We start from the raw sequence: 21,345 nt of genomic DNA, 5'->3' as shown, positions 1-21,345 counted from the left end.
TCATGCCTGACAACCTGTTCACCGCCCTGCCCGCCCTCGACCCACAGGCCAGCGAGCGGTTCGACGACCTGCTGCAACGCCCGGGCCTGCGCATCGAACGCATCGTCTCCAGTGGCCAGGCCAGCCCGCCGGGCTTCTGGTACGACCAGGACGAAGGCGAGTGGGTGGTGGTGCTCAGCGGCAGCGCCGGGTTGCGCCTTGAGCACGAGCGCGAAACCCGTGTATTGCGCCCGGGCGACCACCTGGACATCCCACCGCACTGCCGGCACCGGGTCGAATGGACCGAGGCTGGCGTGGCCACCGTGTGGCTGGCGGTGTTCTACCGCGGCTGAGCCAAGGCCACCGAGGCTGGCGCGGCCTGCAGCCGATAAAAGCGCCACGGCAGCAACACGGCGGCCACGCTCAGGCCACTGGCGAAACCGACCCAGACCCCCACCGCCCCCAAGCCGGAATGGAAGGCCAGCCAGTAACTGAGCGGCAGCGCCAGCAACCAGTAACTGACCAGGGTCACCCCCACTGGCCAGCGGTAGTCCTGCATCCCGCGCAAGGCCCCCAGCGCGGTGGACTGCAGGCCGTCGGCCACCTGCATCGCCGCCACCACCACAAACATCGGCACCGCGATGGCAACCACCTGCGGGTCGTCGCTCATGGCCTCGGCAATGCGCCGGCCAAACAGCACCAGCAGCACGGTGGCCAGTAGCATCCATGCCGTGACGCTGACGAAAGTGGCGCTGCCGATGGCCCGGATGCGGGCGCTTTCACCGCGGCCCTGGGCCTGGCTGATGCGGATGCTCACTGCCGCCGCCATGCCCAGCGGCAGCATGTACAGCAGCGCGCCGATCGAATGCACCACCTGGTTGGCGGCCAGTGCAGCGTTGCCCAGCCAGCCGAGCATCCAGGCGGCGATCACCACCGCGCCGGCTTCGGCCAGGTAACCCATGCCCAACGGCCAGCCTTCGCCGAACAGCGTGCGCCAGCGCAAACGCTGCCCAAGCGGCAGCTGGCGATAACGCGCCAGCGAGGGGGCCAGGCACCAGTAGGCCAGGGCCAGCAGCAGCGCCAGCAACTCGGCGAGCACCCCGGCGATCCCCGCCCCTACCAGCCCCAGCGCCGGCAGGCCGAAATGGCCATGGATCAGGCCGTAGCTCAGCGGGATGTTGAACAACACCGCGCTCATCACCAGCCATACCGCCACCCACGGGCGGCCAATGGCCTCCAGCACGTCCTTGAACACCACGATCAGGCAGTACGGGATCAGGAACACCGCCATGGCCTGCCAATAAGGGGTCAGCAACGCCAGGTCCGGCAACGGTACACCCAGCCACTGCAGCAGCGGCAAGGCAGCCAGCATCGCCAGGCAGCCCAAGGTACCGATCAGCAAGCCGTAACCCAGGCCTGCGCGCAGGGTGCGCGTCACCGTCGCCGGGTCATCGGCGCCGAAGGCATGGCCGACGCGCACGCTGAGGGTGGCGAGCATGCCGTAAAGCCCCGCATGGAAAATCAGCCCGGCGCTGCTGGTCAGTGCCACGCAGGCCAGCACCACGGTGCCGAGCGAGGCCAGCAGCACAGTGTCGGTCAAGCTGATCAGCTCGGCAGCGGACAGGCCCAGCACCAATGGCAGGGCCAGGCGCAGCAAGCCTGGCAGCTCGGCCAGCCAGGAAACGGCGCTGTGCTTTACAGAAGCAGTCACGGTGAATACCTCGAATTGACATACGCCGCGTATGCTAATGCCATTTATTGACATACGCAACGTATGCTAATTTGCGCGGCATCGCTTTCAGCTGGAGCCAGCCATGCCCACCCCTCGCCGTAGCCGCGCCGCCATGAGCGCTGACACCACCGAACGGCTGATCGCCGTCGCCCGCCGCCAGTTCACCGAGAAGGGCTTCAGTGCCGTGGTCATGGACGACCTGTGCGCCGAAGCCGACCTGACCCGTGGTGCCCTGCATCACCATTTCGGTGGCAAGGCCGGGTTGTTCACCGCGGTGGTGCAGAGCTTGCTCGATGAGATCAACCAGGCGCTGGATGTGCGCTACGCCACCCATGAAGACCCCTTGGAGGCATACATCGACACCTGCCTGCACTACTACGACCTGCTGCGCGACCCGGTCCTGCGGCGCATCCTGCTGCAGGATGCGCCGGGCGTGCTGGGCCTGCGCTTGCGCGAGCTGGAAGAGGCCAGCTACATCGGGCCCATGGCCCAGGGGCTGGTGGAATTGCAGGAGGCTGGGCGGTTGCGGGCATTTGACGCGGTGGCCATGGCGCATCTGATCAATGGGGCCATGGGGGATACCGGGATCTGGGTGGTGGCGCAGGATGATCCGCAGGCGGCGGCGGAGCGGGTCAAGGGGGCGCTGCGGTGTTTGCTGGAGGGGTTGAGGGGTTGAGGGGTTGGGTTAAGGCCACCAGGTGTTCGCCGATGGTTTTGCAGCGCCTATGAGATCGAGCGCCGCGCGGGCGGCGCTCGATCTCATAGGCGCTACAGAATCCCCCGACAAACCCGGAGCGCAGCCGAATTTTCTCCTCATGATCTAGTCTTTTACCCACAAATTCCCCATTCCACCCCTGCGGCAATCAGCCCCAGCAAAAAATGTACTAACTTGTTAATTAGCTTGCTAAGGGCTTAAACTGCGCCGCATTCCACCTGCGAGATCCCTGGCATGAAAGACAACCCCCGCGCCACTGGCGCCCCCACATTCATCCTGGTCGGCCTGGGCGTGATCGTCGCCCTGCTCGGCCTGCTGCTGGCCGCCGGCGGCTTCAAGCTCGCCGGCCTCGGCGGCTCCTGGTACTTCCTGGTCGGTGGCCTGGCCATGGCCATCGCCGGCCTGCTCATTGCCCGCCGCAAACCCGCCGGCGCCTGGCTGTACGCCGTGTTCCTGCTCGGCACGCTGATCTGGGCCGTGACCGACGCCGGCCTGGTGTTCTGGCCGCTGTTCTCGCGCCTGTTCATGTTCGGCGCGATCGGCCTGCTGGTGGCACTGGTCTATCCGCTGCTGGTGCGCGCCCAGGGCGGCAGCAGCGGCCGCGGCGCCTATGGCATCGCCGCTGTGCTGGCCGTGCTGCTGGCGATTGCCGCCGGCAACATGTTCGTCGCCCACCCCAGCGTAGCCCCCACCGGCAAAGGCCCGGGCCTGACTCCAGTCGAAGCTGGCAAGGAACAGAAGGACTGGGCCCACTACGGCAACACCGAAGGCGGCAGCCGCTTCGCCGCCCTGGACCAGATCAACCGTGGCAACGTCGACAAACTGCAAGTGGCCTGGACCTACCACACCGGTGACGTGGCCATCAGCGACGGCAACGGCGCCGAAGACCAGCTCACCCCGCTGCAGGTTGGCAACAAGGTGTTCATCTGCACCCCGCACAACAACCTGATCGCCCTCGACGCCGACACCGGCAAGGAGCTGTGGAAGAACGCCATCAACGCCCAGTCCAAAGTCTGGCAGCGTTGCCGTGGCATGGCCTACTTCGACGCCAGCGCGCCGATCGCCCAGCCTTCCCAGCCAGGCAGCTCGCCCATCACGGTCGCCAGCGTGCCCGCCGGTGCCAACTGCCAGCGCCGCCTGCTCACCAACACCATCGATGGCCGCCTGATAGCCGTGGACGCCGATACCGGCGAGTTCTGCCAGGGCTTTGGCAACAACGGCCAGGTCAACCTGATGACGGGCCTGGGCAATGTGCCCGACTCGTACTACCAGCTGTCGTCCGCCCCGTTGATGGCCGGTACCACCGTGGTGGTCGGCGGTCGTGTGGCCGACAACGTCCAGACCGACATGCCCGGCGGCGTGATTCGCGGCTTTGACGTGATCACTGGCGAAATGCGCTGGGCCTTCGACCCAGGCAACCCAGAAGATCGCAAAGCCCCTGAAGGCGACGCCACCTACGTGCGCAGCACCCCCAACAGCTGGGCACCGATGTCCTACGATCCGGCCATGAACACCCTGTTCCTGCCGATGGGCTCCTCGTCCACCGACATCTACGGTGTCGAGCGCAACCAGCTGGACCACACCTATGGCGCTTCGGTGCTGGCCCTGGACGCCACCACCGGCAACCAGAAGTGGGTGTACCAGACCGTGCACAACGACCTCTGGGACTTCGACCTGCCGATGCAGCCCAGCCTGATCGACTTCACCAAGGACGATGGCCAGACCGTGCCCGCGGTGGTGATCGGCACCAAGGCCGGGCAGATCTACGTGCTCGACCGCGCCACCGGCAAGCCGCTGACCCAGGTCGATGAAGTACCGGTCAAGCCGAGCAACATCCCCAACGAGCCGTACTCGCCCACCCAACCGAAATCCGTCGGCATGCCGCAGATCGGCGCGCAGACCCTGACCGAATCGGACATGTGGGGCGCCACCCCGTTCGACCAACTGCTGTGCCGCATCGACTTCAAGAAGATGCGCTACGACGGCCTGTACACCGCGCCAGGCACCGACCTGTCGCTGAGCTTCCCGGGTTCGCTCGGTGGCATGAACTGGGGCAGCCTCTCGACTGACCCAGTGCACGGTTTCATCTTCGTCAACGACATGCGCCTGGGCCTGTGGATCCAGATGATCCCTTCGCAGAACAAGGGCGCGGCAGCGGGCGGTGGCGAAGCGCTGAACACCGGCATGGGCGCCGTACCGCTCAAGGGCACCCCGTATGCGGTGAACAAGAACCGCTTCCTGTCGGTAGCCGGCATCCCGTGCCAGGCGCCGCCGTTCGGCACCCTGACCGCCATCGACATGAAGACCCGGCAAATCGCCTGGCAAGTGCCGGTGGGCACCGTCGAGGACACCGGCCCCCTGGGTATCCGCATGCACCTGCCAATCAAGATCGGCCTGCCGACCCTGGGCGGCACCCTGTCGACCCAAGGTGGCCTGCTGTTCATTGCCGGCACCCAGGACTTCTACCTGCGCGCCTATGACAGCAGCAACGGCAACGAAGTCTGGAAAGCCCGCCTGCCAGTGGGCAGCCAGGGCGGCCCGATGACCTACGTTTCGCCCAAGACCGGCAAGCAGTACGTGGTGGTCACCGCTGGCGGCGCGCGCCAGTCGACCGACCGTGGCGACTACGTGATGGCATACGCACTGCCATAAACCTCTGACAGACATCGCGGGGCAAGCCCGCTCCCACGCAGCCCCTTGATGCTGGCGTGGGAGCGGCGGTGCGCCGATGCGACTTGCCCCGCGATGGTTTCCACACGATTTCAGGATTACCTGCAATGCCATCCGCTATTCGCATCACCCCTGCCCTGCTCCTGGCAGTCGCCAGCACCACCGCCCTCGCCGACAACGACCTGCTCACCCGCAACACCCTGACCGGCGACTGGGGCGGCCTGCGCCACCAGCTCGAAGAAGACGGCATCAAGTTCACCGGCGACTACAGCGGCGAAACCGCCTACAACGCCCACGGCGGCCTGCACCGCTCGGCGCGCTACTCGCAGAACCTCAAGCTTGGCGTGCAATTCGACCTGGCGAAGCTGTACAGCCTGGACGGCAAAGTCCAGCTGACCATCAACGACCGTCGCGGCAACAGCGCCTCGGAAGACCTGGTGGGCAACCGCCTGCCCATCCAGGAAAACTACGGTGGCCTGTACACCCGCCTGACCGAACTGAGCTACGAGCGCAATTTCACCCCGGCGCTCAACGTCAAGCTCGGCTACATGGCCATGGGCAACGACCTGGGCGGCCTGGACAGCGGCATCCTGTGCAACTTCATGAACGCCGGTTTCTGTGGCCACCCGCTGAACATGTCCGGCGGCAGCGGCTGGACCAACTACCCCAACGCCCACCTGGGTGCGCGGGTCAAGTACGACCTCTCGCCGGCCTGGCAGCTGCGGATGGCCGCGTTCAACGTCGACCCCGAGAGCAATGGCAATTCCAGCCGTGCCTGGCACCTGGGCCCCAAGCACACCACCGGCACGGTGGTCCCGGTGGAGCTGGTGTACAAGCTGCAGGGCGAGCTGCCGGGCGAGTACAAGCTGGGCTACTACTACGACAGCTCCGATGTGAAGCGCATTGGCAGCAGCAAGGAAGTGTCGGGACGCGGCGGCCATTATCTGCTGATCGACCAGGCCGTATGGAACGACCCCACGTCGCCGGGCCGCAGCCTGCATGCCTTCGGTCAGTATTCGGCATCGAGCAAGGCGGCCTCGCCGTTCACCAAGTGGTATGGCACTGGCGTTGTGCTGTACAAGCCGTTCGCAGGCCGCCCGAAGGATACCGTGGCGCTGGGGTATGGCCGTGCGGTGCCGAACCCGCGTAGCCGGGATGTGCTGGAAGACGCCGCATTCGATGCCGGGCAGGACTTCCCCAACCTGGACAGTGCCGAGCAATTGATTGAACTGAGCTATGGCTACCAGGCCACGCCTTGGCTCAACCTGCGACCGGATGTGCAGTACATCGTCGAGCCGGGGGCGTTTTCCGGGAAAGAGATCGATAACGCGCTGGTGGTGGGCCTGCAGGTCAAGGCCACTTTCTGACTTTCAGGCCTCATTCGCGGGGCAAGCCCGCTCCCACGGGTTAGACCCTTCCTAGAAGTTGGACACCAATCCAACCCTTGGGAGCAGTCCAACCCGTGGGAGCGGGCTTGCCCCGCGATCTGTCCATCAAGCCGTGCGCAAGTACTCCGCCAACCTGACCAGCATCGCATCACACCCGCGCAACTGCTCCACGCTGACAAACTCATCCGGCTTGTGTCCCTGGTCCATGCTCCCTGGCCCACACACCACGGTGGGAATACCGGCCTGGTCGAACAGCCCCCCCTCGGTCCCGAACGCCACCGTACCGAAGTCATCAGAGCCACTGAGCAGTGCCACCAGCCGCGCCGCCTCACTGTCGGCCGGCGTCGCCAACCCCGGGTACGCGCTCAACGGCTTCAGGCGTATGTCACTGCCTGCACTCACCGCCCGCATGCGCGGCAGCAACTCGGCCTCGGCATAGGTCTGCAAGCGGTCAGCCACCGCCTGCGCCTCGAACCCCGGCAAGGCCCGCACCTCAAAATCGAACTCGCACTCCTCGGGCACGATGTTCAACGCCCGTCCGCCCTTGATCACCCCGGTCTGTACCGTGGAGAACGGTGGGTCGAAGCGCTCGTCATGCTGCTCGGGCCGCGCCAGCTCGTCGCCGATTTCGCCCAGCTTGCCGATCAGCCGCGCGGCATACTCGATCGCATTGACCCCATAGGGCGCATACGCCGAATGACAGGCCGCGCCATGCACCTGGCAACGCATGGCCAGCTTGCCCTTGTGGCCAAGCACCGGCTTGAGCTCGGTGGGCTCGCCGATCAGGCACAGCCTTGGTTTGTGTGGCCGCTGCTGCAGTGCCTCGAGCATCGAGCGCACGCCCAGGCAACCGACTTCTTCGTCATAGGAGAACGCCAGGTGCACCGGCAGCTTCAACGGTTGCGCCAGAAACGCCGGCACCGCCGCCAGCACCGAGGCGATGTAGCCCTTCATGTCGGCGGTGCCGCGACCATACAGCCGGCCATCACGCTCGGTCAGCTCAAAGGGCTCGACGGTCCACGCCTGGCCGTCCACCGGCACCACGTCGGTGTGCCCGGACAACACCACGCCGCCGCGATCGGTCGGGCCGATGGTGGCGAACAGGTTGGCCTTGGTGCCCTCTTCATTGAGGAACAGCTCGCTGTCGACCCCAAGCCCGGCCAGGTAGTCACGGATGAAGCCGATCAGCTCCAGGTTCGAAGCGCGGCTGACGGTGGCAAAGCCCACCAGCCGCGCCAGCAACGCCTGGCTGGACAGCTCATTCATCGCCCGGCACTCCGTAGCTCGGCGCGACGGTGGGGTTGAGTGCACGGGTCACGTAGTCCTGCATCTGCGGGCGATAGGCCTGCCACAACTTGTCCAGTTCGCCGATCGGGTCCTGCTCGGCCCAGTCCACGCGCAGGTCAACCAACGGCCAGGTCAGCTCGCCGGCGATCTTCATCGCCGCCGAATGCACCGGCCCCGCCTCGCCGCCGGCGGCCATGGCCGCATGCATCGCTGCCAACAGGCGATCGGCCAGGTGGCCGCCGGCCTGTTCAAAGGCGGCGACCATCGCCTCGATCACGGCCTGCGACGACAACAGGTTGCCCGCCGCCGCGCATTGCTCGCCAGCCACCGCGTTGTGCACGCCCAGGGCCTCCTTGCCGGTGAACAGCGCCACCTGGCCACGGCTGTCGATCACCGTCACCTGGCGGTACTCGCTCCAGCCGTTGGCGCTGAGCACCTGGTCCAGCACTGCGGCAGGCGGCAACTGCCCCTGCTCGAGGGCATCGAGGATCTGCGGGCCGAGCGCCGGCAAGGTGATGTTCTGGGTCGCGACTGCGCCCACGCCAGCCCGCACCCAGGGGCAGCGGGCGCCCACGGCGATGCTCGACGAACTGATGGCGATGCCGACCTGGCCGGTGTCCTGGCAGCGGCCGATGATGGAGAAGGTCATGGGTGCAGCTCCTGTCTGGGTTTGCCTGCATTCTCGGCAAGCCCTGGCAGGTGCGAAACGAGCATTTTCATGGGCATTGCACAGGAAAAAACTAATGGGCCTGTTGGCAAAGTATCGTGGGAGCGGGCTTGCCCCGCGATCATTCTTACATCCTGCAACGCTCTCTCCCGCAGCCTCTGCGGCATCCTCTGCCATACTCCCCGCGTACACAGTTTGAAATAGTCGACCGGTTGAATCCGCCAGGCCTCCCCCTTATATACCCCCGCAGTACGCAACAATCTTATCCGTCAGGAGAACGTGACAACCATGATGCGCATTCTGTTGTTTGTAGCCACCAACCTCGCGGTGGTGCTGGTTGCAAGCATTACCCTGAGCCTGTTCGGCTTCAACGGGTTCATGGCCGCCAACGGGGTTGACCTCAACCTGGGCCAGTTGCTGGTCTTCTGTGCCGTGTTCGGTTTCGCAGGTTCGCTGGTCTCGCTGTTCATCTCCAAGTGGATGGCGAAGATGAGCACCGGCACGCAGATCATCAGCCAGCCACGCACCCGCCACGAACAGTGGCTGCTGCAGACCGTCGAGGAGCTGTCCCGCGAAGCCGGCATCAAGATGCCCGAAGTGGGGATCTTCCCGGCCTACGAGGCCAACGCCTTCGCCACCGGCTGGAACCGCAACGACGCGCTCGTCGCCGTTTCCCAGGGCCTGCTCGAGCGCTTCTCGCCCGATGAAGTGCGCGCGGTACTGGCCCACGAAATCGGCCACGTGGCCAATGGCGACATGGTCACCATGGCGCTGGTGCAAGGCGTGGTGAACACCTTCGTGATGTTCTTCGCCCGCATCATCGGCAACTTCGTCGACCGGGTGATCTTCAAGAACGAAGAAGGCCACGGTATCGCCTACTTCGTGGCGACCATCGTCGCCGAGCTGGTACTGGGCATCCTCGCCAGCATCATCGTCATGTGGTATTCGCGCCGCCGCGAGTTCCGCGCCGACGAAGCCGGCGCCCACCTGGCCGGTACCGGCGCGATGATCGGTGCCTTGCAGCGCCTGCGCAGCGAACAGGGCCTGCCAGTGCACATGCCCGATACCATGAAGGCCTTCGGCATCAACGGTGGCCTCAAGCACGGCCTGGCCGGCCTGCTGATGAGCCACCCGCCACTGGAAGACCGCATCGACGCACTGCGTCGCCGCGGCTGATTCAGGGCTTGAGCGAAAAGGGCGACTTCGGTCGCCCTTTTTCATTGCCGATACCGGCCTCATCGCGGGGCAAGCCCGCTCCCACGCTGAGCGATGTGGCGCTAGGGAATCGTGGGAGCGGGCTTGCCCCGCGATGGCTTCAGCGCCGAACACTGTATGCTCGCTCCAGCAATCTTCCGACACCTGCCTTCATAAACTTCGGGCTCTCGCCCAGAATCTCCCGCCCCTCGACCTCATCGACCTGCCACCCGGAAAACCCGGCACGCACTTCGGCATCTCCCACCGAAAACGGCGGCCCGTCGATCAACAACTGGTCGTAGTCCAGCGTCACCAGCAAGCCCTTGGCCGTGGGTAGCAAATCATCCAGCAACGCCATGTAGCGCTCGCGCATCCGGGGCGGCAGGGCAATCAGCGCCGCCCGGTCGTACAGCCCGGTGCAGCCGGCCACGTCCTCGGCATTCAACGCGAAGATATCCCCGCACCACAGCTCGATCTCGCCACAGCGCCACACCTCGAAAGCGCCCCGCTGCGAAACCTCGGCCTCCAGCCCATGCTCGGCAAAGAAGTCTTCCACCGCCCGCCGCGACAGCTCGACGCCAAGCACTCGATACCCCTGCGCAGCCAGCCACAGCAGGTCCAGGCTCTTGCCACACAAGGGCACCAGCACCTGGGCCCCGACGGCAAGGCCCAGCGCCGGCCAGTGCGCTTGCAGGTAAGGGTTCACCTGGGGCTGGTGAAAGCCGATCTGGTTGTCCGCCCACCGCTTGTGCCAGAACGCTGGCTCCATGATTCCTCCCGGTTTTTCGATATTTAGCCGTAAAAACTTATATTGGATCTCGATCGTTTCCTGACCGAAGATGACAGCATCTTACCTGCCAGGAACTCGCCATGCTGCCCAGCCTGTTCATCTCCCACGGATCGCCCATGCTCGCCCTGCAACCTGGCGCCAGCGGCCCGGCCCTGGCCACACTGGCCCGCGCCCTGCCCCGCCCGAAGGCAATTGTGGTGGTATCGGCGCACTGGGAGAGCCGCGAGCTGCTGGTGACGGGCAACCCCCAGCCACAGACCTGGCATGACTTTCACGGCTTCCCGCCGGCCCTGTATGCCGTGCAGTATCCGGCACCGGGCGAGCCAGCCCTGGCCAGCCGGGTTGCCGACCTGCTGGGCGCCAAACAGGACGACAAACGCCCCTTCGACCATGGCACCTGGGTGCCGCTGTCGCTGATGTACCCGGCGGCAGACATCCCGGTGATCCAGGTGTCGCTGCCGAGCCAGGCCGGCCCCGCCCTGCAACTGAAGGTCGGCCAGGCACTGTCGGCACTGCGCGGGGAAGGCATCCTGCTGGTCGGCTCGGGCAGCATCACCCACAACCTCGGCGAGCTCGACTGGCATGCCGGACCGGATGCGGTCGAGCCCTGGGCCCTGGCGTTTCGTGATTGGGTGGTGGAACGGCTGGAGGCAGGGGACCAGGATGCGCTGGTGGACTATCGTCGGCAGGCGCCATTTGCAGTGCGCAATCACCCCAGTGACGAGCACCTGTTGCCGCTGTACTTCGCCATGGGGTCGGGTGAACGGTTCGGCATCGTGCACCAGGGCTTCACCCTGGGGGCGCTGGGGATGGATATCTATCGGTTCGACTGAAGGGCCTCTTCGCGGGTAAACCCGCTCCCACAGGTATTGCGCCAAGTTCAAATCCGGCGCAATACCTGTGGGAGCGGGTTTACCCGCGAAGAGGTCGGTGCAGGCAAAAAAAATCCCCGACCAAGGCCGGGGATTTTTTCAGTGCAGCGCCAGGATCAATCCTCGCGGTAGCGGCGCAGCTTCAGCTGCTTACCGGCTACGCGGGTGTCCTTGAGCTTGGTCAGCAGACGCTCCAGGCCATCTTCCGGCAGCTCGACCAGGCTGAAGCTGTCGCGTACCTGGATGCGGCCGATGGCGTCACGCGCCAGGCCACCTTCGTTGAGGATCGCGCCCAGCAGGTTCTTGGCGGCGATACCGTCACGGGCACCCAGGGCAGTACGGCAACGCACGCGGCCTTCGGCCAGCGGCATCGGCGCACGACGCTCGCGGTCACCACTGCGCTCGCTGCGCTCACCACGTTCGCCACGCTCACCGGTGCTGCGCTCGCGCGGGGTGTGGGTCGGCACCAGCGGCTGCTCGCGCTCCACCGAAGCCAGGTCCAGGGCTTGGCCATTGGTGGCCTTGCGCAGCAGGGCCGAAGCCAGTGCACGCGCGCTGCAACCCAGGTCGGCGGTCAGGCGGTCGAACAACTCGCCGTGGCTGGCCTCGGACTCGGCCACCAGCGGCGCCAGGCTCTTGGTCAGCTTCTTGATGCGCGCATCCAGCACGGCTTGCGGGTTAGGCAGGCGGGCTTCGGCGACTTTCTGGCCGGTAACACGCTCGATAACCTGCAGCATGCGGCGCTCACGCGGGGTAACCAGCAGCAGCGCACGGCCTTCGCGACCGGCACGGCCAGTACGGCCGATACGGTGCACGTAGGACTCCGGGTCGTACGGCATGTCAACGTTGAACACGTGAGTGATGCGCGGTACGTCCAGGCCACGGGCAGCGACGTCGGTGGCGACGACGATGTCCAGGCGGCCATCCTTGAGCGAGTCGATCACGCGCTCACGCTGGTTCTGGGCGATGTCACCGTTCAGCGCGGCAGCCTTGTAGCCCTTGGCTTCCAGCGCGGCGGCCAGGTCCAGGGTGGCTTGCTTGGTACGCACGAAGGCGATCAGCGCGTCGAACTCTTCCACTTCCAGCAGGCGCAGAACAGCCGGGATCTTCTGGTCGGCATGGACCATCAGGTGGGCCTGGTCGATCGCGGTGACAGTCTGGGTCTTGCTCTGGATCTTGACGTGCTTCGGCTCGCGCAGATGGCGCTCGGCGATCGAACGGATCGAAGACGGCAGGGTGGCGGAGAACAGCACGGTCTGGCGCGAGGCCGGGATGGCGTCGAAGATCACTTCGAGGTCGTCCATGAAGCCGAGCTTGAGCATCTCGTCCGCTTCGTCCAGTACCAGGTACTGCACGGTGGACAGGACTTTCTCGTCGCGACGCAGGTGGTCGCACAGACGGCCAGGGGTAGCGACGACGATTTGCGCGCCGTTACGGATGGCACGCAGTTGTGGGCCCATCGGGGCACCACCGTAGACGGCCACCACGTTAACGCCCGGCATCTGCTTGGCGTAGGTTTCGAAAGCGGTAGCAACTTGCAGCGCCAACTCACGGGTTGGCGCCAGGATCAGGGCTTGCGGTTCGCGCTTGCTCACGTCGATCTTGTTGAGGATCGGCAGGGCGAAGGCAGCGGTCTTGCCGGTGCCAGTCTGCGCCTGGCCGATCATGTCGTGACCGGCGAGGATGATCGGGATCGACTGTTGCTGAATGGCCGACGGCTCTTCGTAGCCGGTGGCCACGACGGCAGCAACAATATTCGGATTGAGATCGAGAGCGGCGAATCCGCCGGTTTCCTGGGTCATGGGTCTGCCTCTAGGTGCATCCGCAAAGACCCATGCTCCAAAGCTGCACATGCCTTGAAAGACCAAACGGTCACCCAGGCAGCTTTGGCGGCGGGGATTTGCGAAAACGATTGAAAATGGGAACGTCTTGGGAAAGTCCGACTAGCGGACGCGCAGCCGAAGCTGGGTTCGGAGGATTTGCACCACCTGATTTGCGGCCCGCTAAAAGACCGGCGCGTACTATATACGAAATTGCCTGGAACCGTGAGAAATATTTCAGCGGAAAAGGCCAGTATCTGGCCATTGCCTCGCCCGGGCTGAAACGTTTCCTTCACACGGGCCATCGCGGGGCAAGCCCGCTCCCACGAACCCTTCCCTTAAATATCCCAAGGGGCAGTCCAAACCCGATGAACGCGTGGGAGCGGGCTTGCCCCGCGATGCTTTCAGGTTGCCGGCCTTACCGCCTTGATCAGGTATTCCAGCGAGTAGCCCAAACGAGGCGCCAGCGCCTCGGCCCGGGCGCGCAGGCCATCGATGTCCAGCTGCTGATCCAGATCGGCGGGCACCAGCAGGATCACGTTGCCCTCCTTCACCGGCAGTTCCCAGTAATGCCGGTGGTACAGCCCGCGCAGCAAGGCGGCACCCAGTGGCCGGCCGTCATCGCTGGCCCACTGGTTGATCACCAGCCAGCCACCTGGGTTGAGCTGCTTCTGGCAGTTTTCCAGGAACGTCCAGGCCAGGTGGCCGACACCGGGGCCATGGTCGGTGTAGAGGTCGACGAAGACCAGGTCGGCCTTTTCCGCCGTCGGCAGCAGTTCGATGGCATCCCCCACCCGTACGTACAACCGCGGGTCATCGTCCAGGCCCATGAACTCCATGGCCAGGCGCGGCACGTCGGGGCGCAGTTCGATGGCCTCGACATCGTCCAGCGGCAGGTATTTGAGACAGGCTTGGGTCAGGGTGCCGGCGCCCAGACCGAGGAACAGCGCACTCTCGGGCTGTGCATGGCACAGCGCGCCGACCAGCATGGCGCGGGTGTAGTCGTACTCCAGCCAGCTGGGGTCGGCGGTGAAGGTGCAGCTCTGCTCGATGGCATCGCCGAATTCGAGGAAGCGGTAGTCTTCCACCTCATACACGCTGATGACGCCAAAGGCGTCCTCCACCCGTGCCAGCAGCCGCTCTTCCCGCTCCGTCGCCATCCCACCACCGCCTGCGCAAAACGCGCATTGTCCGCCAATGCCGGTGGTGCAACAAGCACGTCGGCGGCTGTACCATGGCAGCTACGCCTGAACCGACACTTATAGATAGAGCCCGTGATGACCCAACCCTGGAGCCCTGACAGCTGGCGCGCCCTGCCGATCCAGCAGCAACCCGTCTACCCGGACGCCGCCCACCTGCTGAAGGTGGAGCAAACGCTGGCCAGCTACCCGCCGCTGGTGTTCGCCGGCGAGGCCCGTGAGCTGCGCCGGCAGTTCGCCAAGGTCACTCAGGGCCGGGCGTTCCTGTTGCAGGGCGGCGACTGTGCCGAAAGCTTCGCCGAGTTCTCGGCGGCGAAGATCCGCGACACCTTCAAGGTGCTGCTGCAGATGGCCATCGTCATGACCTTCGCCGCCGGCTGCCCGGTGGTCAAGGTCGGGCGCATGGCCGGCCAGTTCGCCAAGCCGCGCTCGGCCAACGACGAAACCATCGGCAACGTCACCCTGCCCGCCTACCGCGGCGACATCGTCAACGGCATCGGCTTCGACGCCGCCAGCCGCGTGCCCGACCCCGAGCGCCTGTTGCAGGCCTACCACCAGGCCACGGCCAGCCTCAACCTGCTGCGCGCCTTCGCCCAGGGCGGCTTCGCCGACCTGCACCAGGTGCACAAGTGGAACCTGGACTTCATCGCCAACTCGGCGCTGGCCGACAAGTACCACCAGCTGGCCAACCGCATCGATGAAACCCTGGCGTTCATGCGTGCCTGCGGCCTGGATACTGCGCCACAGCTGCGCGAAACCAGCTTCTTCACGGCCCACGAAGCGCTGCTGCTCAACTATGAAGAAGCCTTCGTGCGCCGTGACAGCCTGACCGGCGACTATTACGACTGCTCGGCGCACATGCTGTGGATCGGCGACCGCACCCGCCAGCTGGACGGCGCCCATGTCGAGTTCCTGCGCGGTGTGCACAACCCGATCGGGGTGAAGGTGGGGCCGAGCATGGACCCCGAAGAGCTGATCCGCCTGATCGACGTGCTCAACCCGGACAACGACCCGGGCCGCCTCAACCTGATCGTGCGCATGGGCGCCAGCAAGGTCGGCGCGCACCTGCCGGGGCTGATCCGTACCGTCGAGCGCGAAGGGCGCAAGGTGCTGTGGAGCTCGGACCCGATGCATGGCAACACCATCAAGGCCAGCAGCGGCTACAAGACCCGCGACTTTGCGCAGATCCTCGACGAGGTCAAGCAGTTCTTCCAGGTGCACCAGGCCGAGGGCAGCCATGCCGGCGGCATCCATATCGAGATGACCGGGCAGAACGTCACCGAATGCATCGGCGGCGCCCGGCCGATCACCGAAGACGCCCTGTCCGATCGCTACCACACCCATTGCGACCCGCGCATGAACGCCGACCAGTCGCTGGAGCTGGCCTTCCTGATCGCCGAAACCCTCAAGCAGGTGCGCCGCTGAGCAATGCCTGACGCAGCCGGCTGCCCTCGACGCGAGGGCAGTTGAGCTGTACCTGCTCAAGCCCCAGCCAGCCGGCCAGGCGCCGCAACTCTACTGCCAGCGCCCGATAGCCCTCCTCGTCCAGCCCTTGATCTTCTTCATGCACCGCGTGCACCGCCAGCCGCCCCTGGCCACGCTCGGCACGCAGGTCCAGGCGCGCGGCAATGCGCTCGCGGTGCAGGAAAGGCAGCACGTAATAGCCGTACACCCGCTTGTGCGCCGGGGTGTAGATCTCCAGCCGATAGCGGAAGTCGAACAACCGCTCGGTGCGGCTGCGCTCCCAGACCAGCGAATCGAACGGCGACAGCAAGGCGCTGGTGTGGATACGCCGGGGGATGCGCGGCGTGCCCGCCAGATAGGCGGGTTGCTTCCAGCCCTGAACCGAACAGGCCTGCAAGCGCCCGTCCGCCAGCAATTCGGCCAGGGCCGCCTTGCTGTGCTGGGGTGACAGACGAAAATAATCGCGCAGGTCCTGCTCGGTGGCCACGCCGAGCGCGTTGGCGGCATGCAACATCAGCCCTTGATGGGCTTCGGCCGCGCTGGGTACCGGCTGGTCGAGAAGGGTCGAAGGCAGCACCCGTTCGGGCAGGTCGTACAGGCGCTCGAAACCGCGACGCCCGGCCACCGTCACCTCGCCTGCGGCGAACAGCCATTCCAATGCGTGTTTCTCTTCGCTCCAGTCCCACCAGGGGCCGGCGCGCTCCTCGCGGGTCGACAGGCTGCCAGCGCCCAATGCGCCGCGCTCGGCCACCGCCGCCAGAACGCGCTCGATCACCTCGGGACGCTCACGGCCAAAGGCCGCGAGCTGCCGGTAGATGCCCTGGCCTTCACGGGCCTGGGCCATGCGCCAGCGCATCAGCGGGTACAGCGCAAGCGGCAGCAGCGAGGCTTCATGGCCCCAATACTCGAACAGCCGGCGCTGGCGGCGCGTGCCCCAGGCGAGTTGGTCGAGCGACGCCTGCGGGTAATCGCCCAGGCGCGAGAACAATGGCAGGTAGTGGGAGCGGACCAGGGCATTGACCGAATCGATCTGCACCACACCCAGGCGCTGGAAGGTGCGATTGAGGCTGGCCGGGGTGGCCGGGGTATCGGGGGGCTTGCCGAAGCCTTGGGCGGACAGCGCCAGGCGGCGGGCCTGGGCGAGGGACAGGCTGAGGGACATGAAGTGGGCTCCGTCTGAGGTTCAGACAGTAAAGACGCTATCGCGGGGCAAGCCCGCTCCCACGTGGGAGCGGGCTTGCCCCGCGATCTGTTCAGCCCATTCAGTCAGCCGGCTGCTTGAACACATAGAACAGGTTCGGCTCACTGACCATATAAAGGGTCCCGGCGTCGTCCATCGCAATCCCCTCTGCCTGCGGCACGGTCTGCTGCAAGCCCTGGAACCCTTTGCGCAATGACATCGTGCTCAGCGGCCTGCCCTTCACGTCCAGCTCCAGCACCAGCCGCGACTCGTCCGACAGCGCCAGCAGATGCCCGCTGCGCTCGTCGTACTGCAGGCTCGACAGGTCCCTCACGAACAACCGCCGGTCACGCTTGCGGTCCTGTACCACATGCACGGCGTAGGGTTTGTCGGGGTTGTCATGGGGAAAGCCATGCACCTCGTAGATCACCATCGGGTCGCGCTCCTTGGCCACAAACAGGCGCTTGCCTGCCGAGTCATAGGCCAGCCCCTCGAACCCCTTGTTGCCATTGAGGCCGATACCCAGACTGAGCTGCTCGGCATCGTTGGCGTCGAGGAACAGGGTGTCGTCGTCCAGGCGCACACGAATCAGGCGCTGCTGGCGCTCATCGGTGATCACATAGGTGCTGGGGCCCACATACTCCACCGCTTCGGGGTCACCGAAGCCGGTCAGGGGAATCCGCCGCAGGATGCGCCCGTCCAGCGACAACTCGATCAGCTCGGACTTGGCATTGGTGACGGTGAACAGGCTCTTGCGGTCGGGATCGTAGGTCAGCGCCGAGACGTCGTCGTCCAGGCCGACGACAGGCTGGGCCTCGAGCACCACCTGGTAACGGTCCAGGCCCATGCTCTGTTGCGCGGGCTGCCACCAGGTCTTGAGGTTGAACCAGCCGCGCTCGAACAGGCGGAAGTGGTGCCCTGCCACGCCGGCGAAAAGCAGCAGAGCAAGGGCGATGACAGCACAAATCAGACGGCGACTAGGGCGCATGGGGGCAAACTCGGCAAAATGAGCACGAATCTAACCACTACCAACTGAAGCAAAGCTTAATGCCAGCGTAGGACTTTTCTGAGCGCCCGTCAGTGCTTCTTGAAGCGATAGAACAGGTTGGGCTCGCTGACAAAATAGAGGTTGCCCTGCTCGTCCATGGCCACGCCCTCTGCCCGAGGGATGCGCTCCTTGAGGCCATTGAAACCGCCGAGCAGGGTCATGAAGCTGACCTGCTCACCCTTTTCATCGAGCTCGAGCAGCATGTTGGAGTCCGCCGACAGCACCAGCAGGTGGCCGGTGCGGGGGTCAACGCCCAGCGCAGAGAGGTTGCGCAGGTCGAGTTCGTCACTGGCCAGCGGCTGCTTCTCGCCCTTCAGCGGGCTGCGCCCATCGGTGCTCCAGACGTAAAGCTGCGGCGGCCGTTCTTCGCCAATCACCAGGCGCTGGCGCATCGGGTCCCAGACCACCGCTTCGAAGCCCTTGTTGCCATTGCTTTCATCACCCAGGTTGTAACTGTGGAAGTCGGCGCGGTTCAGCGTCGTGGTGCCGGCGTCCACCTTGACCAGGGTCAGGTCATGGTTGCGCTCGTCGACGATGGCGATCTGGCCATCCTCCAGCACCGCTACGCCCTCCGGGTTCGACCAACCTACCAGCGGCATCTTGCGCAGCACATCACCATCAAGCGTCAGCTCGACCAGGAAGGGGTGCTTGCCCATCACCGCGAACAGGGTGCGAGTGTGCGGGCTGTAGGCCAGGTCAGAGGCCTCGTCCCGCTCCATGCCCGGTAGCGGTTTGGCATCGATGTCCACCACATAGTCCGGCAGCCAGATGCTTTCCTGGCGTTCGGCCTGGGTCTCGAAGCGCTCCTTTATCCACAGCAGCCCTCGGTCATCCCAGTGCATGGCCACGGCCAGGCCATAGCCGATCAGTGCCAGTGCAGCGAGCCAGGCCGGCCAACGCAGCAGCGCATGACGTTTACGGGTGGGCGGAACAGGAGCGGTGGACGGGATAGCCATTGGCGAGGTCCTGATGGTTGGCCGTAATGTCTTCCTTAACGTCGGCAAATGAACATGAAACTGCGCATTATCCGGATCGTTTGTGAAAAAAACGACAAATGCCATCAGGTGATGGCCACACGACGGCAGCAGGGCTGCCGTCGCTTCTACGGAGTCAGAGCACGCGGCCTTCGAACCGGCTGACGCCCGGAAGTTCCAGCACCAGTTCGTCACCGACATTGAACGGCCCCACGCCCGCCGGGGTGCCGGTGAGAATCACGTCGCCCGCCTGCAGCGAGAAGTTCGCCGCCATGTGCTGGATCATCGGCACGATCGGGTTGAGCATCATCGCGCTGTTGCCGTCCTGGCGCACTTCGCCATTGATGGTCAGACGGATGCCGATGTCGGTGAGGTCCTCGAAGGTACCCGCCGACACGAACGGCGGCAGTACGCAAGCGCCGTCAAAACTCTTGCACAGCTCCCACGGCAGGCCCTTTTCCTTCAACTTGGCCTGCAGGTCGCGCAGGGTCAGGTCCAGCGCCGGGGCAAAGCCGGAAATGGCGTCGAGCACTTCTTCTTCGGTTGGATGGGGCGACAGCGACTTGCCCAGCAACACGGCGATTTCCGCCTCGTAGTGCACCGAGCCGCGCTCGGTCGGGATCTTGAAACCACCCTCGAGCGGCACCACGCAACTGCCCGGCTTGATGAACAGCAGCGGCTCGCTGGGGATTGGGTTGTCCAGTTCCTTGGCATGCTCGGCGTAGTTGCGGCCGATGCACACCACCTTGCCCAGCGGGAAGTGGATGCGCGTGCCGTCTACGTACTGGTGCTGGTAACTCATGGCCGACTCCTGTGAACACTGCTTTTTATTCGGGAGCGAAGATCTTACCCGGATTCATGATGCCGTTAGGGTCGAACACCGCCTTGATTGCCTTCATGCAGGCAATTTCATCCGGTGAGCGGCTGTAGCCCAGGTAATCGCGCTTGGTCATGCCCACGCCGTGCTCGGCGGAGATCGAGCCGTGGTAGCGCTGGACGATCTCGAACACCCACTTGTTGACCTTGGTGCACGAGGCGAAGAAGTCGTCCTTGCTCATGTGGTCAGGCTTGAGGATGTTCAGGTGCAGGTTGCCGTCGCCGATGTGGCCATACCAGACCACCTCGTAATCCGGGTAGTGCTCGGCGACGATGGCATCGATATCGCGCAGGAACGCCGGCACCTTCGACACGGTGACCGAGATGTCGTTCTTGTACGGGGTCCAGTGGGAGATGGTCTCGGACAGGTATTCGCGCAGCTTCCACAAGTTCTTCAGCTGCGTCTCGCTCTGGCTCATCACCCCGTCCAGTACCCAGCCCTGCTCGACGCAGTGCTCGAAGGTGGCGAGCGCTTCGTTGGCTACCTGCTCAGTGCTGGCTTCGAACTCCAGCAAGGCATAGAACGGGCAGTCCGTCGCGAAGGGCGCGGGCACGTCGCCACGGGCCAGGATCTTGGCCAGGCCCTTATCGGAGAAAAACTCGAACGCGGTGAGGTCCAGCTTGCCCTGGAAGGCGTGCAGTACCGGCATGATCGCGTCGAAATCCGGCGTGCCCAGCACCATCGCCGTCAGATTGCGCGGCGCGCGGTCCAGGCGCATGGTTGCCTCGACCACAAAGCCCAGCGTGCCTTCGGCGCCGATGAACAGTTGGCGCAGGTCGTAGCCGGTAGCGTTCTTGATCAGGTCCTTATTGAGCTCGAGCAGTTCGCCCTTGCCGGTGACCACCTTCAGCCCGGCGACCCAGTTGCGGGTCATGCCGTAGCGAATGACCTTGATGCCGCCGGCGTTGGTGCCGATATTGCCGCCGATCTGGCTGGAGCCACTGGAAGCGAAGTCCACCGGGTAATACAGGCCCTGGTCCTCGGCGAACTGCTGCAGCTGGCGGGTAATAACGCCTGGCTGGCAGACCACGGTGCGGTCGAACTCATTGAAGGCGAGGATCTGGTTCATGTTGTCGAAGGCCACCACCACTTCGCCGTTGGCAGCGACCGCGGCACCCGACAGGCCAGTGCGGCCGCCGGACGGCACCAGGGCAACCTTGTGCCGGTTGGCCCAGGCGACGATGGCCTGCACTTGCTCGATGGTCTTGGGAAAAACGATGGCGCTCGGCGCGGGCGGGTAATGCTTGGTCCAGTCCTTGCCATAGGCGTCGAGCGAGGCCGGGTCGGTAAGCACCTTGCCTGGGTCGACCAGGGTCATCAGCTCTTCAATCAATGCAGGCTGGGTCATCGCTGGAACCCTCGACTTATTCATAGTCACCCTGAGTACTCTTCACCTGTCGGGATAAGCTCAGATTGAGTCGCGTATGCTAGCATAGCCCTCCCGTTGTTCGTGCTAAGGCCGACACCGCGCCGCTTCACCCCCCCTCGC

Annotated in this window: 17 protein-coding genes and 1 pseudogene; 7 read left to right on the top strand and 11 right to left on the bottom strand. The window is 65.0% G+C overall.

From position 1 onward, the window contains the following. Positions 1-2: 2 nt before the first annotated feature. The gene (locus RTH46_RS01945; protein WP_153786437.1) at positions 3-332 is read left to right on the top strand and encodes a cupin domain-containing protein; all 330 of its coding nucleotides are present in this window, start codon (positions 3-5) and stop codon (positions 330-332) included. Here RTH46_RS01945 and RTH46_RS01940 read toward each other — a convergent pair. Continuing rightward, entirely contained in the window at positions 320-1,690 is a 1,371-nt protein-coding gene (locus tag RTH46_RS01940; RefSeq protein WP_316904926.1) for an MATE family efflux transporter, read from the bottom strand. The two genes, RTH46_RS01945 and RTH46_RS01940, sit on opposite strands and share 13 nt — an antisense overlap. A 103-nt stretch (positions 1,691-1,793) precedes the next feature. Between RTH46_RS01940 and RTH46_RS01935 the strand changes: the two genes are divergently transcribed. The 3 genes from RTH46_RS01935 to RTH46_RS01925 all read left to right on the top strand — a co-directional run bounded on the left by RTH46_RS01935 (position 1,794) and on the right by RTH46_RS01925 (position 6,463). After that, positions 1,794-2,387, top strand: a complete 594-nt coding sequence (locus tag RTH46_RS01935) for a TetR/AcrR family transcriptional regulator (RefSeq protein WP_316904925.1) — start codon at positions 1,794-1,796, stop codon at positions 2,385-2,387. Between the two features lie 273 nt (positions 2,388-2,660). Further along, on the top strand, positions 2,661-5,078 hold the full coding sequence (locus RTH46_RS01930; RefSeq protein WP_316904924.1) for a glucose/quinate/shikimate family membrane-bound PQQ-dependent dehydrogenase: 2,418 nt from the start codon (positions 2,661-2,663) through the stop codon (positions 5,076-5,078). Between the two features lie 125 nt (positions 5,079-5,203). Beyond that, complete coding sequence (locus RTH46_RS01925) at positions 5,204-6,463, top strand: carbohydrate porin (RefSeq protein WP_153786433.1); 1,260 nt, start codon at positions 5,204-5,206, stop codon at positions 6,461-6,463. 126 nt (positions 6,464-6,589) lie between these two features. Here the strand turns inward: RTH46_RS01925 and argE are convergent, their stop codons facing one another. Together argE and RTH46_RS01915 are read right to left on the bottom strand one after the other, a co-directional pair. After that, positions 6,590-7,750, bottom strand: a complete 1,161-nt coding sequence (gene argE / locus RTH46_RS01920; RefSeq protein ID WP_316904923.1) for an acetylornithine deacetylase — start codon at positions 7,748-7,750, stop codon at positions 6,590-6,592. Then, positions 7,743-8,420, bottom strand: a complete 678-nt coding sequence (locus RTH46_RS01915) for a DUF1028 domain-containing protein (RefSeq protein WP_153786431.1) — start codon at positions 8,418-8,420, stop codon at positions 7,743-7,745. The genes argE and RTH46_RS01915 overlap by 8 nt, the downstream gene beginning before the upstream one ends. Positions 8,421-8,726: 306 nt before the next feature. On the opposite strand from RTH46_RS01915, the gene htpX reads away from it, so the two are divergent. Continuing rightward, positions 8,727-9,614 (top strand): protease HtpX, encoded by an 888-nt coding sequence (gene htpX, locus RTH46_RS01910; RefSeq protein ID WP_125463197.1) that lies wholly within the window; start codon positions 8,727-8,729, stop codon positions 9,612-9,614. Positions 9,615-9,753: 139 nt separating this feature from the next. Here htpX and RTH46_RS01905 read toward each other — a convergent pair whose 3' ends face one another. Beyond that, positions 9,754-10,401, bottom strand: coding sequence for a thiopurine S-methyltransferase (locus RTH46_RS01905; RefSeq protein WP_316904922.1), 648 nt, complete (start codon positions 10,399-10,401; stop codon positions 9,754-9,756). A 101-nt stretch (positions 10,402-10,502) separates the two neighbouring features. On the opposite strand from RTH46_RS01905, the gene RTH46_RS01900 reads away from it, so the two are divergent. Further along, positions 10,503-11,255, top strand: a complete 753-nt coding sequence (locus RTH46_RS01900) for a DODA-type extradiol aromatic ring-opening family dioxygenase (RefSeq protein WP_153786878.1) — start codon at positions 10,503-10,505, stop codon at positions 11,253-11,255. A gap of 155 nt (positions 11,256-11,410) precedes the next feature. Here RTH46_RS01900 and RTH46_RS01895 read toward each other — a convergent pair. Together RTH46_RS01895 and RTH46_RS01890 are read right to left on the bottom strand one after the other, a co-directional pair. Next, positions 11,411-13,130 (bottom strand): annotated as a pseudogene (locus tag RTH46_RS01895) (DEAD/DEAH box helicase). 388 nt (positions 13,131-13,518) lie between these two features. Next, positions 13,519-14,274, bottom strand: a complete 756-nt coding sequence (locus RTH46_RS01890) for a spermidine synthase (protein ID WP_279846091.1) — start codon at positions 14,272-14,274, stop codon at positions 13,519-13,521. A 117-nt stretch (positions 14,275-14,391) separates the two neighbouring features. On the opposite strand from RTH46_RS01890, the gene RTH46_RS01885 reads away from it, so the two are divergent. Then, a complete protein-coding gene (locus RTH46_RS01885) occupies positions 14,392-15,738 on the top strand; it encodes a class II 3-deoxy-7-phosphoheptulonate synthase (protein WP_316904921.1) in 1,347 nt (448 codons plus the stop codon). Here RTH46_RS01885 and RTH46_RS01880 read toward each other — a convergent pair. The 5 genes from RTH46_RS01880 to RTH46_RS01860 all read right to left on the bottom strand — a co-directional run bounded on the left by RTH46_RS01880 (position 15,719) and on the right by RTH46_RS01860 (position 21,204). Continuing rightward, on the bottom strand, positions 15,719-16,939 hold the full coding sequence (locus tag RTH46_RS01880; RefSeq protein ID WP_153786882.1) for a winged helix-turn-helix domain-containing protein: 1,221 nt from the start codon (positions 16,937-16,939) through the stop codon (positions 15,719-15,721). The genes RTH46_RS01885 and RTH46_RS01880 overlap by 20 nt on opposite strands. A 100-nt stretch (positions 16,940-17,039) precedes the next feature. After that, on the bottom strand, positions 17,040-17,945 hold the full coding sequence (locus RTH46_RS01875; protein ID WP_316904920.1) for an SdiA-regulated domain-containing protein: 906 nt from the start codon (positions 17,943-17,945) through the stop codon (positions 17,040-17,042). Between the two features lie 89 nt (positions 17,946-18,034). Next, positions 18,035-18,961 carry an SdiA-regulated domain-containing protein gene (locus RTH46_RS01870; RefSeq protein ID WP_371923651.1) on the bottom strand — a complete coding sequence of 309 codons (927 nt, stop codon included), beginning with the start codon at positions 18,959-18,961 and terminating at the stop codon, positions 18,035-18,037. Positions 18,962-19,115: 154 nt separating this feature from the next. Further along, positions 19,116-19,781 carry a fumarylacetoacetate hydrolase family protein gene (locus RTH46_RS01865; RefSeq protein WP_125860970.1) on the bottom strand — a complete coding sequence of 222 codons (666 nt, stop codon included), beginning with the start codon at positions 19,779-19,781 and terminating at the stop codon, positions 19,116-19,118. 25 nt (positions 19,782-19,806) lie between these two features. Continuing rightward, a complete protein-coding gene (locus tag RTH46_RS01860) occupies positions 19,807-21,204 on the bottom strand; it encodes an FAD-binding oxidoreductase (RefSeq protein WP_316904919.1) in 1,398 nt (465 codons plus the stop codon). Positions 21,205-21,345: the final 141 nt, after the last annotated feature.

The organism is Pseudomonas sp. zfem004 (genome assembly GCF_032621715.1).
GTDB lineage: Bacteria > Pseudomonadota > Gammaproteobacteria > Pseudomonadales > Pseudomonadaceae > Aquipseudomonas > Aquipseudomonas sichuanensis.
This window is presented reverse-complemented; position numbering and strand designations above follow the sequence as displayed.